The sequence below is a fragment of the Methylobacterium sp. J-072 genome, assembly GCF_022829425.1.
Classification (GTDB): Bacteria; Pseudomonadota; Alphaproteobacteria; order Rhizobiales; family Beijerinckiaceae; genus Methylobacterium.
The window spans coordinates 19,905-33,675 of record NZ_JAKSYK010000116.1; the positions used below are offsets into that span (position 1 = coordinate 19,905).

Here is a 13,771-nt window from a genome sequence, read left to right on the forward strand (position 1 = left end):
AAGAGCCCGCTGCTTCATGCAGCGAATCCATGAGGGACCTTCGTCATGATTCGTGCTCTGACTCTGTTTTCCCTGGCCGCATTACTCACCGCATCGGCCGCAGAAGCCCGCTCCGCCCGCGCCCACGCAAAGCCCCTGCCCAACTTGGCCATCAAGGCACGTGAGTCGGCGCTGAAGGATTTCGACGCCCGCATGAGCCGGCTGGATGCCCTGATGGGTCTGTCTCCGAAAACCTCTCCGCGGTCGCGCTCGGCGGATGCCGGCCGCTGAGAACGGTCAGCCAATGGGTTAGCGGCCGAGGCCGCCGGCCTCCTCGATGAAGCGTGCGACGGCGTCGGCACCGTCGCCGCCCCGCAAGGATGCGAACACGTAGGGCCGCGCGCCGCGCATCCGCTTGGTGTCGGCTTCCATCACCGAGAGATCGGCGCCGACAAGCGGCGCGAGATCGGTCTTGTTGACGATCAACAGGTCCGACCGGGTGATGCCCGGGCCGCCCTTGCGGGGAATTTTTTCGCCCCCTGCCACATCGATCACGTAGAGCGTGATGTCGGCGAGTTCCGGCGAGAACGTCGCCGCCAGGTTGTCGCCGCCCGATTCGATCAGCACCAGATCGAGCTTCGGGAAGCGCCGGCTCATCTCGGCGACCGCGGCGAGGTTGATCGAGGCATCCTCGCGGATCGCCGTATGCGGGCAGCCGCCGGTCTCGACCCCCAGGATGCGCTCCTCCGGCAGGGCGCCGGCCACGGTCAGGATTCGGGCATCCTCCTTGGTGTAGATGTCGTTGGTGATCGCACAGATCTCGTAGCGGTCGCGGAAGCGTTTGCAGAGCTGCTCCATCAGGGCGGTCTTGCCGGAGCCCACGGGGCCGCCGATGCCGACGCGGAGCGGGCCGTTCGAGGAGGTCATGCTGCGCCCTCAGGATCGAAAGATGCGGGAATATTGCGTCTCGTGCCGGAACGAGCCCAGATCGAGGCGGAAGGTGGCGGAGCCGATCGCGTCGAGATCCGCGTCGCCCGCGTCCTCGGCGAGCCGGACGATGCGGGGCGTCAGGGCGGCGATCACCCGCGTGCCCGCGGCCTGCCCGACCGGCGCCGCCCGCAAGGCTGCCGAGACGAGGTTCTGAACGAAGGCGAGACCGTAGGCGGCCAGCAACGGCGGCCGCGGCATCCCGTGCGCGCCCGCCGCCGCACCGACCGCCACCGGATACGCGACCGGCCCCGGCAACTGCTCAGCCAGGATCGAGAAGGTTTCGCAGGGCCATGCGCCGAGCGTGGCGTCGAGGAAGCTGCGGCCCTGCTGGCTGGTCTCCAGATGCAATTCGCGCGACGGCGCCAGGGCCAGGGCCAGGTCGTTGATCGCGACGATCGCGTCCGGGGAGTCCGAACCCGCCGCCCGATGGGCATGGGCCGCCAGGATCAGGTCGTTGCGCAGGGCGCCGTGCGCACAGACATCGGAGAGCCAGGCGGTGAGGCTCGGCTCGTCGCGCACGTCGCCGGTCTCGGCGGCCCATTCCAGCCCGTGCGAATAGGCGTAGGCGCCCACCGGATAGCCCGGCGACAACCACGCCATCAGCCGCAACGCGTCCAGGCTCTCACCCATCGGCGTGGTGGTGATGGTGGCTGCCATGCGGGTGATCGTGGCCGTGGGCATGGCCGCCGGAATAGGCCCCGCCCTCTGGCCGGAACGGGCGCAGGACCGGCTCGGCGGTGCCGCCCAGGCCCCGGACCATGTCGGCCAGCACATGGTCGTCGGCGATCCAGACTGCCTCCGCGCCGATCTCGGCCGGGATGTGCCGGTTGCCGATATGCCAGATCAGCCGCTTGAGGGCATGGTCGCTCGCGGCGCGGATCTCCAGCAGACGCTCAGGGGCCGCCTCGACCCAGACGAACCGGCCATCCTCCAGCACCAGGGCGTCGCCGTCCTCCAGGACGGCGGCCTCCGGCAGATCGAGCAGAAACCCCAAGCCCCCGGCGCCGCGCATGGCGACGCGGCGGCGATGGCGCTCGCCGGAATCCAGGACGACCCGGTCGACGATCTCGCCGCCGGACAGGTGCTCGCGGCGGAGGATGCGGGTGGCGCGGATCATGAACTCAGGATTGGTCAATCAGATCAGGCTCCTCCGGCAGGAAGCCGTCGGACAACGCGTCTTCGAGGGTGAACGGAGGCTGCTCGGGGAAAAGGGTGAAATCCATACGGTCAGGCGGTTCCGGATCTCGCGCTGGTCGATGGCGCCCACATTCGCCACCTGGTCGATCAGATGGTCTAGATCGAGCTCGTCGAGACGACGGGCGCGCAGCAAATCGGCCTGGGCCTGCGTCCAGAGGAAGAAATCGGTCTCGTAGAGGTCGTCCCTCGGTGGCGTTTTCAGTGCGGCCTTCGCCATTTCTGGCCTCCTGTCCGTCCGCTCCATGATAGCTCAGAACAGAAAATAGCGCTGCGCCATCGGCAGCACCTCGGCCGGCTCGCAGACCAGAAGCTCGCCGTCGGCGCGGACGTCGTAGGTCTCGGGATCGACCTCGATCACCGGCGTGGCGTCGTTCAGCACCATGTCCTTCTTGGAGATGCCTCCGCGGACATTCTCCACCGCGACAAGCTGCTTCTGCACGCCGAGCCGCTCCCGCAACCCGTCCTCCACCGCCGCCCGGGACACGAAGGTCAGCGCCGTCGCGTAGGGGACGCGGCCATAGGCGCCGAACATCGGGCGGTAATGCACCGGCTGGGGCGTCGGGATCGAGGCGTTCGGGTCGCCCATCGGGGCGGCCGCGATGCTGCCGCCCTTCAGCACGAGATCGGGCTTCACCCCGAAGAAGGCCGGCGTCCAGAGCACGAGGTCGGCGAGCTTGCCGGGCTCCACCGAGCCGATATGCTTCGACACGCCATGCGCGATGGCCGGGTTGATCGTGTATTTGGCGACGTAGCGCCGGGCGCGCAGGTTGTCGGTGCCGGAGGTGTCGCCTGCGAGCGCGCCCCGCTGGCGCTTCATCTTGTCGGCGGTCTGCCAGGTGCGGATCACGACCTCGCCGACGCGGCCCATGGCCTGACTGTCCGACGACATCATGGAGAGCGCGCCGATATCGTGGAGGATGTCCTCGGCCGCGATGGTCTCGCGCCGGATCCGGCTCTCCGCGAAGGCGAGATCCTCCGGGATCGACGGGTCGAGGTGGTGGCAGACCATGAGCATGTCGAGATGCTCGTCGATGGTATTCTTCGTGTAGGGCCGCGTCGGGTTCGTGGACGACGGGAGGACGTTCGGCAGTCCGGCGACCTTGATGATGTCCGGCGCGTGGCCGCCGCCGGCCCCCTCGGTGTGGAAAGCGTGGATCGTGCGGCCCTTGAACGCCGCGATCGTGTCCTCCACGAAGCCCGACTCGTTGAGCGTGTCGGTGTGGATCATGACCTGGATGTCGTGGGCGTCCGCCACCGACAGGCAGGTGTCGATCGCCGCCGGGGTCGTGCCCCAATCCTCGTGGAGCTTGAGCGCGCAGGCCCCGGCCCGGACCATCTCGACCAGGCTCTCGGGCCGCGAGGCGTTGCCCTTGCCGGCAAACGCCAGGTTCATCGGGAAGGCGTCGGCGGCCTCGATCATCCGGGCGATGTGCCAGGGGCCCGGCGTGCAGGTGGTGGCGAAGGTGCCGTGCGCCGGCCCGGTGCCCCCGCCCAGCATCGTGGTGACCCCCGAGCACAGGGCCTCCTCGATCTGCTGCGGGCAGATGAAGTGGATATGGCTGTCGAAGCCCCCGGCCGTGAGGATCTTACCCTCGCCGGCGATCACCTCCGTGCCGGGGCCGACGATGATGTCGACACCGGGCTGCACGTCGGGGTTGCCGGCCTTGCCGAGCTTGAAGATCCGGCCCCGCACGATGCCGACATCGCATTTCACGATGCCCCAATGGTCGAGCACCACCGCGTTGGTGATCACCGTGTCGACCGCTCCGGCCGCGTTCGTGACCTGGCTCTGCCCCATCCCGTCGCGGATCACCTTGCCGCCGCCGAACTTCACCTCCTCGCCGTAGGTGGTGAAGTCGCGCTCCACCGTGATCTCGAGGCAGGTGTCGGCGAGCCGGATGCGGTCGCCGGTGGTCGGGCCGAACATGTCGGCATAGGCCGATCGGGGGAGGGCGGCGGGCTTCGGGGTGTTGGCCATGCGGGTCAGGGCTCCCGGCGCAATCGGGTGAAGGCGTCCGCGGGTTCGGCCTTCCGATCGAAGGTCAGCGTGGTCCCGCATCCGGCCGAGCGGTTGATGGCGCCGATGAGGTGATCGGCGAAATCGCCCCGGCCGCCGGCCCAGGCCGACAAGGCGGCCTCGGCCGCTTCGCGGTGATCGAGGACGACGTTCGATGCGTTGAGCAAGCGGCGGATCACCGAGACGAGAGCGGCCTTCTTCTGGCGCAAGGGCCGCGCCAGAATCCAGACGGTCTCGGCGAGCACCACCGCATTGACGAAGAACTGGGCGTCGCGCCGGCTCAAGGCTTCCGCAGCGAGCGCGGTCTGCTCCGGCGCATCATCCGGCCAAACCGTTTCATCGACGAGCCAGCGCAGCAGCACGTTCGTGTCCAGCCCGATCACGCCTCGTCGTCCTCGGCCGCATCGTGCCTCCGGTTCCAGCGGGCGGCGCGGCTGGCCTCGATCCAGTCAGCCATGCGCGCGCCATCGACCGGCGCGATCGGATCACAGCTCTCACGACCGACGATGCCGCGAAGCGCAGCCAGCGCATCGGTCCGTGCCTCGACCAGGAAACGGCCATGCGCATCCTGGGTGAAGACCAGCTTGTCGCCCGCCTTCACGCCGAGGGCTTTGCGCAGCGAGGCAGGCACGGTCACCTGACCCTTCGACGTAATCTTGGCCTCCGCCGCCTTCATGCGCCTCTCCTTACCGTATGCGATATCAGTAAGGAGATCGGTGAGAGACCCGCAAGGGCAGCGAGACAGCTTTCGGCCGACTCACAGCTTACCCATCACGTCGCCGCGGAACCCGTACACGGTGCGCCCGCCCGAGAGCGGCACCAGCACCACCTCCCGGGTCGAGCCCGGCTCAAAACGCACGGCGGTGCCGGGCGCGATGTCGAGGCGCTGCCCACGCGCCTTCTCGCGCTCGAAGACGAGGCCCGGATTCACCTCGTAGAAGTGATAGTGCGAGCCGACCTGGATCGGCCGGTCGCCGGTGTTGGCCACCGTGATCACCGTGCGGTCGGCGCCTGCGTTGAACACGATCTCGCCGGGCAAGGTCGTCACCGTGCCGGGCACGTCCGTGGAGACCGCCCCCCGGATCGGGTGATGCACGGTCACGAGCTTGGTCCCGTCCGGAAACGTCGCCTCGACCTGGATGTCGTGGATCATCTCGGCGATGCCGGGCATCACCTGGTCAGCGGTGAGCACGTTCGCCCCCGCCTGCATCAGCTCGGCGACGCTGCGCCCGTCGCGGGCGCCCTCGACGACGAAGTCAGTGATCAGCGCCACCGCCTCGGGATGGTTAAGCTTGACCCCGCGCGCCAGGCGGTTGCGTGCCACCTGCGCCGCCATGGCGATGAGCAGCTTGTCCTTCTCGCGGGGCGTCAGCAGCACGGGATACCTCGTCGTCGCGGCGACGGGAGCAAGGATCATGCGTGGCGTGGGGTCAAGGGTATCGCTGACCCGTCCGACATCGCCGAGAAGCGGCACACCAATCGAGACGCGCCGCGCTCTGGATCCGGCTAGGCAGATCGCGGGGATCGATGCAAAACCAGCGCCCGGTGAGCGCGGTCATGCGCGTCTTCGCGGATCTCATGGACACGCAAGCCTGGGTCGTTGCGTCGGCGCCGTTCAGGCCCGCGCCGGCCTCCTCGAATCCCTCGGCACGCCCCTCATGAACGATCCCGGCCCGCACGAACGCGACGCACAGCGACCTGACCAAAACGACATCGATGTCAGGCTCGGACAGCACGCGGTCGGGCTGCTCCAAGCCGCCCAAGACAGTGGCGACCCGGCCCTGATCGCACAGGCCGAGGCGATGGCCGTGGCGGTCGGGTTCGCCCTGGCGTCGCGTCTGCCGGGCTATGGCGAGGCCGGCGAGTCATGACGCTCGGCGAATCGTCAGACCGCCTCGTCGTACCCGCCGATCAACTGCATGGCCCGCAGCCGCGCCGTCCGCTCGTCGCGGGCGCGGCGATCCGCCTCCAGGGCGGTCCAGAGGGCGATCAGGTCGGCATTGGGCCGCGGCTCGATCGCCGCATCGGCCTCAGTCGCTGTATCGGTGGGATCGAAGGCGTCCATGTCGTGGCATCCCGCGCCTTGCGCTGCGGTCCGGTATCAGCACAGCACTTACGCAGTCCAGCCTCAAATACAGGCATCACCTGTACAACCGGCCGGCTTCGTCACCCGGAACGGGAGTTCGGGCGATCCCATTGCGACCGGATGCTTCCGCGCGCGCCCGTGATCCGAATCCGTCGGCGGTCTTAGCCTCCGCAAGCTTGCGCAAACTTGAGAAACAAAACGGACACGCGGACGTGGCACCTGTCCGATCCGCTCGGCCGCGCGTCATCCGCATGGTGGGCCGCTCTCAACCCTTCGTCAGCGTGGCGATGATGGATTCGACGACGTCGATCTGGTGTTGCACCGCGACCAGCCGCGGGCCTGCGGCTGCGCCGTCGCCGAGCACGAAGGTGCCCTTCTGCCGGCGCGTGTCGCGCAGCTTCCGCACCGAGGCGACGATGGTCTGCCGCTCTTCGAGAAGGGCGGCCCGCAGCTCGTTCAAGCCGTCCAGTTCCAGCGTGTCGGCCATGCGGGATTCCGGTCTCCTGGCTGTGGGGCCTGACGCGACGGCATCCGATCCCAAGCGCGTCCGCGCCGCGGATTGCCTCGCGGCGATCCGATCGTCTCGCTCATCTGCGATGCCTTTGCGTCGCGTGCAATCGGCGCCTCTCATAGCGTCTGCCACGCGTATAATGGACGTTTCGGCGGCGGCGATCGGCAGAGCGCCCGAATATCGCCGCATCGATTGTATGCTAGGGAATGCAATAATCTCGATCGGCGTTCTGCAGCGTCCGGCGCGGTCCGATCACGCAAGGGCCAGTCAGGCATGCTGAGCCACGATGACAGCCATCGCGACGCGACTCGATCGGACGAGGCTGTCGCATTCCACGGCGAGGGGGAACCGCGGCCGATGAAGGTGGAGCGGAAGCCGCGGCGGTCCCGCGGTTTGGTGACGACGATCGTGGCCCTGGCCCTCCTGGGCGGCGGGGCCTACGGCTATGTGCGCACGACGCAGCGGCCGGTGACCAAGGCGAAGGCGGCCGCGCCGGTACCCGTGCCGGTGACCCTCGGGATGGTCGAGCAGGGGCCGTTCGCGCTGGTTCTGAACGGGCTCGGCACGGTCCAGGCCTACAACACCGTCCAGGTGCGGACCCGCGTCGATGGCGAGATCCGCCAGATCGCCTTCCGCGAGGGCCAGACTGTCCGCACGGGTGATATCCTGGTTCAGATCGACCCGCGCCCCTACCAGGCCGCCCTGGACCAAGCGAAGGCCAAGAAGGAGCAGGATACCGCCAACCTCAACAACGCCAAGGCGGATCTCGTCCGCTACACCGGGCTCGGCGCCTACGCGTCGCGCCAGCAGACCGAGACGCAGACCGCCATGGTCGCCCAGCTGACCGCGCAGGTCGCCTCCGACCAAGCGTCCATCGACAACGCCACCACGCAGCTCAGCTACGCCACGATCCGGGCGCCGATCGACGGCGTCACCGGCTTCCGGCAGGTCGATATCGGCAACATCGTCAACGCCGCGGGGCAGTCGGCAATCGTCACCATCACCCAGGTCGAGCCGATCTTCGTGGTGTTCACCGCGCCGGAGGACCAATTGCCCTCGATCGGCGCGGCGCTCCGGACGGGCGAGGTGCCGGTGGAGGCCTGGACCTCGGACGGGCTGACCAAGCTGGCCGAGGGCAAGCTCGCCCTGTTCAACAACCAGGTCGATACCGCCACCGGCACGATCCGCCTGAAGGCGGTGTTCCAGAATCAGAACCACGCTTTGTGGCCCGGCCTCTCGGTCTCGACCAAGATGCGGGTCGGCACGGTGGCGGCGGCCACGACGGTGCCGGACGATGCCGTCCAGCACGGGCCCGACGGCCTGTTCGCCTTCGTGATCGACGAGTCCGGCCACGCGCATCAGCGGGTGCTGAAGGCGGGGCGCTCCGATTCCGGCCGGACGCAGGTGCTGGCTGGAGAGCTGAAGCCCGGCGAGCGGGTGATCACCGCCGGGCAGTACAAGGTTCAGGACGGCAGCCTCGTGGCCGATCCGCATGCGTCCCACACGGCGCAAGCCGAGGAAACGGCGCCGGGGCGGTCGGCCAAGGCCGATCCGTGATGGGTACCGGCATCGAGAGGGCGGCGGCGATGCCGCGAGAGGATCTGCGAGAGGATCTGCCATGAAGGCTGGCATCTCGGCGCCCTTCATCCGCTTCCCGGTGGCGACCACGCTGATCATGGTCGGCATCCTGTTCCTCGGGATGGTGGCCTATCCGCTGCTCGGCGTCGCGCCGTTGCCGCAGGTGGACTTCCCCACGATCCAGGTCACGGCGCAATTGCCCGGCGCCAGCCCGGAGACCATGGCCTCCTCGGTGGCCCAGCCCCTGGAGCGGCAATTCTCGCAGATCCCGGGCGTCGCCCAGATGACCTCGACGAGCTCGCTGGGAATCTCGACGGTCACGGTCCAGTTCGACCTCAACCGCAATATCGACGGCGCGGCCAGCGACATCCAGGCGGCGATCAACGCGGCGAGCGGCCAGCTGCCGAAGAACCTGCCGACCCCGCCGACCTACCGGAAGGTGAACCCGGCCGATTCGCCGATCCTTCTGCTCTCGGCGACCTCCGACAGCATGCCGCTGATCGAGGTGGATGACGCGGTGGACGTGCAGCTCGCCCAGCGGATCAGCCAGATCTCGGGCGTCGCGCAGGTGTTCATCGGCGGCCAGCAGAAGCCCGCGGTGCGGATCCAAGTCGATCCGGCCAAGCTCGTGGCCAAGGGCCTGTCCCTGGAGGATATCCGCACGCCCCTGTCGCTCACCACGGTGAACAACCCGAAGGGCAGCATCGACGGCGCGAGCCACAGCTACACGATCTTCGCCAACGACCAGCTCACCACGGCGCAGAACTGGAACGACGTGATCGTCGCCTATCGCGACGGTGCGCCTCTGCGGGTGCGCGACATCGGCACCGCAATCGCCGGGCCCGAGGACACCAAGCAGGCGGGTTGGACCAACGGCCAGCGCGGCGTGTTCCTGGTGGTCTTCAAGCAGCCCGGCGCGAACGTCATCGACACGGTGGACAGCATCAAGGCGCAGCTGCCGCGCCTGACCGCGACCCTGCCGGCCGGCATCAAGATCGGCATCCTAAGCGACCGCACGCAGACGATCCGCGCCTCCGTGGAGGACGTGCAGTTCACGCTTCTGATCACCATCGTGCTGGTGGTCGGGGTGATCTTCGTGTTCCTGCGCAGCTTCTGGGCGACCGTGATCCCGAGCGTGACCGTGCCGCTTGCCCTGCTCGGCGCCTGCGCGCTGATGTGGCTGGCCGGCTATACCCTCGACAACCTCTCCCTGATGGCGCTGACCATCTCGGTGGGCTTCGTGGTCGACGACGCCATCGTCGTGCTGGAGAACATCAGCCGCTACATCGAGGAGGGGATGCGGCCCATGGAGGCCGCGTTCAAGGGCGCGGGCGAGATCGGCTTCACCATCGTGTCGATCTCGGTGTCGCTGATCGCCGTGCTGATCCCGCTGCTGCTGATGGGCGGCATCATCGGCCGCCTGTTCCGGGAATTCGCCGTCGTCCTGTCGATGACCATCGCGGTCTCGGCCTTCGTGGCGCTGACGCTGACGCCGATGATGGCGGCCCGCCTGCTCAAGCCCCACGGCACCGGCCATCACGGCCGCCTGTACCGGGCGAGCGAGGCGGTGTTCGACGGGCTGCTCTCCTCCTACGCGAAGGGTCTCGACCTCGCCCTGCGCTTCCGGTTCATCACGTTGCTGACCTTCTTCGCGACCCTGGCGCTGACGATCCACCTATTCATCGTCATCCCCAAGGGGTTCTTCCCGCAGCAGGACACCGGCTTCATGATCGGCGTCACCGAGGCGGGCCAGGACATCTCGTTCTCGGCGATGAAGACCCTGCAGGAGAAGGTCGGGGCCATCGTCCAGGCCGATCCGGACGTGGCGACGGTCGGCATGTCGCTCGGCGGCAATGGACAGGCGCTCAATTCGGGGCGCATGTACATCACCCTCAAGCCCCGCGAGGAGCGCGAGGCCGATGCGTTCCAGATCATCGGCCGCCTGCGGCCGAAGCTGGAGCGGGTCGCAGGGATCCGCACCTACATCCAGGCGACGCAGGACGTCCGCACCGGCGGCCGGACCTCCCGGACGCAGTTCGAATACACCCTCCAGGACCCGGATCTCGCTGAGCTGAACGCTTGGGCGCCGCGCATCCTCGACAAGATGAAGACGCTGCCGGAGCTGCGCGACGTCGCCACCGACCAGCAGAACCGCGGCACCACCCTGACGCTGGCGATCGACCGCGACGCCGCCTCCCGCTACGGCATCACGCCCCAACTGATCGACGACACCCTCTACGACGCCTTCGGCCAGCGGCAGATCGCCCAGTATTTCACGCAGCTCAACAGCTATCACGTGATCCTGGAGGTGCTCCCGGCCCTGCAGGGCAGTGTCGAGAGCCTGGACAAGATCTACATCAAGGCCCCGATCGGCGGCGGGCAGGTGCCACTCGCGGCCTTCGCCCGCTGGACCACCGATCCGGTGGCGGCGCTGGCCGTCAACCACCAGGGCCAGTTCCCGGCGGTGACGATCAGCTTCAACCTCGGCCCCAACGTCGCCCTGGGGCAGGCCACCGACGCGATCGGCCAAGCGATGAAGGACCTCGAGGTGCCGCCCACCGTGGTCACCGGCTTCCAGGGCACCGCGCAGGCGTTCCAGCAATCGCTCTCGACCGTGCCGCTGCTGATCCTGGCCGCTCTGTTCGTCGTCTACCTGATCCTCGGCATCCTGTACGAGAGCTTCATCCACCCGATCACGATCCTCTCGACCCTGCCCTCGGCCGGCGTCGGTGCGTTGGCGGTGCTGATGTGGGCCGGCTACGATTTCAGCCTGATCGCGCTGATCGGCATCATCCTATTGATCGGCATCGTGAAGAAGAACGGCATCATGCTGATCGACTTCGCGATCGTGGCCGAGCGCGAAGAGGGCTTGAGCCCGGAGGAAGCGATCCGCAAGGCGGCGCTGCTGCGGTTCCGACCGATCCTGATGACCACCATGGCGGCTTTGCTCGGCGGCATCCCGCTGATGCTCGCCACCGGTACCGGCTCCGAGATCCGCCAGCCGCTCGGCTACGCCATGGTCGGCGGCCTCGCCGTGAGCCAGATCCTGACCCTGTTCACGACGCCGGTGATCTACGTCTATCTTGATCGGCTGGCGCATCGCTTCTCCTTCCGGGACAAGCCCGAGGCGGTGGACGCGTTGCTGGCCGAGCCGGGCGAGGTGGCCCACGACCATCGGCCTCTGCGCGCCGCGGAGTAGCGCCGCGGTTGCGCGCCGGATGTCAGCCGCCCCCGCTTGGCGGAGCGCGCGGCCGACCCAGTTGCTCCCGTTTCGGCCTCGCGAAGCGGGGCGTTCGGGAGATTGGGGGCCTGGATGCGTGTGAACCGGCCGTTGCAGGGGCTGACCGTCCTCGCCCTGGAGCAGGCGGTCGCCGCGCCCTACTGCACGTCGCGGCTGGCCGATGCCGGCGCCCGGGTGATCAAGATCGAGCGCCCGGAGGGGGATTTCGCCCGCGGCTACGATTCCGCCGTCAACGGGCTGGCGAGCTACTTCGTCTGGCTCAACCGCGGCAAGGAGAGCCTCGTCGCCGACATCAAGGATCCGGACGATGCCCGCCTGCTGCACGCGATCCTGGAAGACGCCGACGTGTTCGTGCAGAACCTCGCCCCCGGGGCCGCCGCCCGGGCGGGCTTCGGCTCGGCGGAGTTGCGGGCGCGCCACCCGCGGCTGATCACGGTCGATATCTCGGGCTACGGGTCCGGCCACGCCTACAGCGACATGAAGGCCTACGACCTGCTGGTCCAGGCCGAGAGCGGCATGGCCGGCATCACCGGCCACCCGGCCGGCCCGGGCCGGGTCGGCGTCTCGGTCTGTGACATCGCCTGCGGGATGGACGCCCATGCGGCGGTGCTGGAAGCGCTGATCGCCCGGTCCATCACTGGCGATGGCTGCGCCCTTGAGGTCAGCCTGTTCAGCGGCGCGGCCGACTGGATGAATGTGCCGCTGCTCTATTTCGAGGGCACCGGCCGGGAGCCGCAACGGGTCGGCCTCGCCCATCCCTCGATCTCGCCCTACGGCGCCTACCCGACCGCCGACGACAGCCTCGTGCTGATCTCGATCCAGAACGAGCGCGAATGGGCGAATTTTTGCGACACGGTGCTGGGCGAGCCGGACCTCGCCCGGGCCGAGGGCTTCTCCTCGAACAATGCCCGGGTGGCGAACCGCGCCGCCGTGGACCTCCGCGTCGGCGCCGCCCTGGTGCAATTGAGCCGCGCCGCCGCCGCCGCCCGGCTCAAGGCCGCGGGTACCGCCTACGGCTTCGTCAACACCCTGGCCGACCTCGCCACCCATCCGGCCCTGGTCCGCGCCGAGGTCGAGACCTCCGCGGGCCCGGCCCGCATCGTCGCGCCTCCGGTCCTGATCAACGGCGAGGTCCGTGCGCTCGGCCGGGTGCCCGATATCGGCGAGCACAGCGCAAGGATCCGACGCGAGTTCGAGGCGCAAAAGTGAGTGCGCGTTGCACCAGGACACCCACCCCCGACCTCATCTTGAGGTGCTTGCGCGGAGCGCGAGCCTCGAAAGAGCCCTCCAGATGGCGCCACGATCCCTGGAGGACTCCTTCGAGGCGGCCGCTGCGCGTCCGCACCTCAGGATGAGGTGGTGGTCTGGAGAGGCGTGAGCGTTGAACACGCTTGAAAACAAAAACCGGGAGGAAACGATGAGGCTAAGCGAAAAAATCGCGATCGTGACGGGCGCCGGGAGCGGGTTCGGCGCGGGTATCGCCGAGCGCTTCGCCGCCGAGGGCGCCCGGGTCGCCTGCGTGGATATCGACCGGGCGGCGGCCGAGCGGGTCGCGTCAGGCATCGGCGCAAACGCCATCGCGATCGCCGCGGATGTCGGCTCGGCCGCCGATGTCGAGGCCAGCGTGGCCGAGACCCGGGAGCGGTTCGGCATCCCGCACATCCTCGTCAACAATGCCGGCACCACCCACCGCAACAAGCCGCTGCTGGAGGTGACCGAGGACGAGTTCGACCGGGTGTTCCGGGTGAACGTGAAGTCGATCTTCCACTCCGTCCGGACGATCGCCCCGCTGATGCGCGACCAGGGCGGCGGCGTGATCCTCAACGTCAGCTCGACCGCGGCGCTCCGGCCGCGCCCGGGGCTGACTTGGTACAACGCCTCCAAGGGGGCGGCGAGCCTCGCCTCGAAGTCGCTGGCCCTGGAGCTCGCCCCCTGGAAGATCCGGGTGAACGCCCTGTGCCCGGTCATGGGCGCCACCGCGCTGCTCGAGCACTTCATGGGCGTGCCCGACACCCCCGAGAACCGCGAAAAATTCATCGCGACGATCCCCCTCGGGCGGATGTCGCGCGCCGAGGACATCGCCGCCGCCGCCCTGTTCCTGGCCTCCGACGAGGCCGAATTCATCACCGGAATCGACCTGCCGGTCGATGGCGGCCGCACGGCCTGAGGCGC

The 13,771-nt window shown here is 68.5% G+C and carries 16 protein-coding genes; 6 read left to right on the forward strand and 10 right to left on the reverse strand.

What is annotated here, in order from left to right:
- The first annotated feature begins 45 nt into the window (after positions 1-45).
- Positions 46-270: a hypothetical protein gene (locus MKK67_RS13585; protein ID WP_243965551.1), complete on the forward strand. Its 225-nt coding sequence runs from the start codon at positions 46-48 to the stop codon at positions 268-270.
- An 18-nt stretch (positions 271-288) separates the two neighbouring features.
- On the opposite strand, the gene ureG is transcribed toward MKK67_RS13585, so the two are convergent.
- The 8 genes from ureG to MKK67_RS13625 all read right to left on the reverse strand — a co-directional run bounded on the left by ureG (position 289) and on the right by MKK67_RS13625 (position 5,561).
- Entirely contained in the window at positions 289-906 is a 618-nt protein-coding gene (gene ureG / locus MKK67_RS13590) for an urease accessory protein UreG (protein WP_147906882.1), read from the reverse strand.
- A gap of 9 nt (positions 907-915) precedes the next feature.
- The gene (locus MKK67_RS13595; protein WP_243965552.1) at positions 916-1,626 is read right to left on the reverse strand and encodes an urease accessory protein UreF; all 711 of its coding nucleotides are present in this window, start codon (positions 1,624-1,626) and stop codon (positions 916-918) included.
- Complete coding sequence (locus MKK67_RS13600) at positions 1,592-2,086, reverse strand: urease accessory protein UreE (RefSeq protein ID WP_243965595.1); 495 nt, start codon at positions 2,084-2,086, stop codon at positions 1,592-1,594. The genes MKK67_RS13595 and MKK67_RS13600 overlap by 35 nt, the downstream gene beginning before the upstream one ends.
- Positions 2,087-2,104: 18 nt before the next feature.
- Complete coding sequence (locus MKK67_RS13605) at positions 2,105-2,383, reverse strand: DUF29 family protein (RefSeq protein WP_243965553.1); 279 nt, start codon at positions 2,381-2,383, stop codon at positions 2,105-2,107.
- Between the two features lie 33 nt (positions 2,384-2,416).
- Entirely contained in the window at positions 2,417-4,144 is a 1,728-nt protein-coding gene (ureC, locus tag MKK67_RS13610) for an urease subunit alpha (protein WP_243965554.1), read from the reverse strand.
- 5 nt (positions 4,145-4,149) lie between these two features.
- Positions 4,150-4,566 carry a PIN domain-containing protein gene (locus MKK67_RS13615; RefSeq protein ID WP_243965555.1) on the reverse strand — a complete coding sequence of 139 codons (417 nt, stop codon included), beginning with the start codon at positions 4,564-4,566 and terminating at the stop codon, positions 4,150-4,152.
- The gene (locus MKK67_RS13620; RefSeq protein ID WP_243965556.1) at positions 4,563-4,859 is read right to left on the reverse strand and encodes an AbrB/MazE/SpoVT family DNA-binding domain-containing protein; all 297 of its coding nucleotides are present in this window, start codon (positions 4,857-4,859) and stop codon (positions 4,563-4,565) included. The genes MKK67_RS13615 and MKK67_RS13620 overlap by 4 nt, the downstream gene beginning before the upstream one ends.
- Positions 4,860-4,940: 81 nt before the next feature.
- Entirely contained in the window at positions 4,941-5,561 is a 621-nt protein-coding gene (locus MKK67_RS13625; RefSeq protein ID WP_243965557.1) for an urease subunit gamma, read from the reverse strand.
- A gap of 280 nt (positions 5,562-5,841) precedes the next feature.
- Between MKK67_RS13625 and MKK67_RS13630 the strand changes: the two genes are divergently transcribed.
- Positions 5,842-6,054, forward strand: coding sequence for a hypothetical protein (locus MKK67_RS13630; protein ID WP_243965558.1), 213 nt, complete (start codon positions 5,842-5,844; stop codon positions 6,052-6,054).
- 14 nt (positions 6,055-6,068) lie between these two features.
- Here MKK67_RS13630 and MKK67_RS13635 read toward each other — a convergent pair whose 3' ends face one another.
- Together MKK67_RS13635 and MKK67_RS13640 are read right to left on the reverse strand one after the other, a co-directional pair.
- A complete protein-coding gene (locus tag MKK67_RS13635) occupies positions 6,069-6,248 on the reverse strand; it encodes a hypothetical protein (RefSeq protein ID WP_243965559.1) in 180 nt (59 codons plus the stop codon).
- Positions 6,249-6,534: 286 nt separating this feature from the next.
- Entirely contained in the window at positions 6,535-6,756 is a 222-nt protein-coding gene (locus MKK67_RS13640; protein ID WP_092039228.1) for an HOOK family protein, read from the reverse strand.
- Between the two features lie 381 nt (positions 6,757-7,137).
- Here MKK67_RS13640 and MKK67_RS13645 point away from each other — a divergent pair, with 381 nt between their 5' ends.
- The 4 genes from MKK67_RS13645 to MKK67_RS13660 all read left to right on the forward strand — a co-directional run bounded on the left by MKK67_RS13645 (position 7,138) and on the right by MKK67_RS13660 (position 13,766).
- Positions 7,138-8,337, forward strand: a complete 1,200-nt coding sequence (locus tag MKK67_RS13645; protein ID WP_243965560.1) for an efflux RND transporter periplasmic adaptor subunit — start codon at positions 7,138-7,140, stop codon at positions 8,335-8,337.
- 61 nt (positions 8,338-8,398) lie between these two features.
- Positions 8,399-11,557 carry an efflux RND transporter permease subunit gene (locus tag MKK67_RS13650; protein WP_243965561.1) on the forward strand — a complete coding sequence of 1,053 codons (3,159 nt, stop codon included), beginning with the start codon at positions 8,399-8,401 and terminating at the stop codon, positions 11,555-11,557.
- Positions 11,558-11,671: 114 nt separating this feature from the next.
- Positions 11,672-12,808, forward strand: a complete 1,137-nt coding sequence (locus tag MKK67_RS13655; protein ID WP_243965562.1) for a CaiB/BaiF CoA transferase family protein — start codon at positions 11,672-11,674, stop codon at positions 12,806-12,808.
- Positions 12,809-13,016: 208 nt separating this feature from the next.
- Positions 13,017-13,766, forward strand: coding sequence for a glucose 1-dehydrogenase (locus MKK67_RS13660; RefSeq protein ID WP_243965564.1), 750 nt, complete (start codon positions 13,017-13,019; stop codon positions 13,764-13,766).
- The last annotated feature ends 5 nt before the right edge of the window (positions 13,767-13,771 follow it).

Excerpts from the sequence above, each read along its gene's own strand:
- MKK67_RS13630 (WP_243965558.1), top strand. The coding sequence starts at position 5,842 with ATGAACGATCCCGGCCCGCACGAACGCGACGCACAGCGACCTGACCAA.
- MKK67_RS13635 (WP_243965559.1), bottom strand. The coding sequence starts at position 6,248 with ATGGACGCCTTCGATCCCACCGATACAGCGACTGAGGCCGATGCGGCG.
- MKK67_RS13595 (WP_243965552.1), bottom strand. The coding sequence starts at position 1,626 with ATGGCAGCCACCATCACCACCACGCCGATGGGTGAGAGCCTGGACGCG.
- MKK67_RS13655 (WP_243965562.1), top strand. The coding sequence starts at position 11,672 with ATGCGTGTGAACCGGCCGTTGCAGGGGCTGACCGTCCTCGCCCTGGAG.
- MKK67_RS13605 (WP_243965553.1), bottom strand. The coding sequence starts at position 2,383 with ATGGCGAAGGCCGCACTGAAAACGCCACCGAGGGACGACCTCTACGAG.
- MKK67_RS13600 (WP_243965595.1), bottom strand. The coding sequence starts at position 2,086 with ATGATCCGCGCCACCCGCATCCTCCGCCGCGAGCACCTGTCCGGCGGC.
- MKK67_RS13620 (WP_243965556.1), bottom strand. The coding sequence starts at position 4,859 with ATGAAGGCGGCGGAGGCCAAGATTACGTCGAAGGGTCAGGTGACCGTG.
- ureG (WP_147906882.1), bottom strand. The coding sequence starts at position 906 with ATGACCTCCTCGAACGGCCCGCTCCGCGTCGGCATCGGCGGCCCCGTG.
- ureC (WP_243965554.1), bottom strand. The coding sequence starts at position 4,144 with ATGGCCAACACCCCGAAGCCCGCCGCCCTCCCCCGATCGGCCTATGCC.
- MKK67_RS13650 (WP_243965561.1), top strand. The coding sequence starts at position 8,399 with ATGAAGGCTGGCATCTCGGCGCCCTTCATCCGCTTCCCGGTGGCGACC.
- MKK67_RS13585 (WP_243965551.1), top strand. The coding sequence starts at position 46 with ATGATTCGTGCTCTGACTCTGTTTTCCCTGGCCGCATTACTCACCGCA.
- MKK67_RS13640 (WP_092039228.1), bottom strand. The coding sequence starts at position 6,756 with ATGGCCGACACGCTGGAACTGGACGGCTTGAACGAGCTGCGGGCCGCC.
- MKK67_RS13645 (WP_243965560.1), top strand. The coding sequence starts at position 7,138 with ATGAAGGTGGAGCGGAAGCCGCGGCGGTCCCGCGGTTTGGTGACGACG.
- MKK67_RS13660 (WP_243965564.1), top strand. The coding sequence starts at position 13,017 with ATGAGGCTAAGCGAAAAAATCGCGATCGTGACGGGCGCCGGGAGCGGG.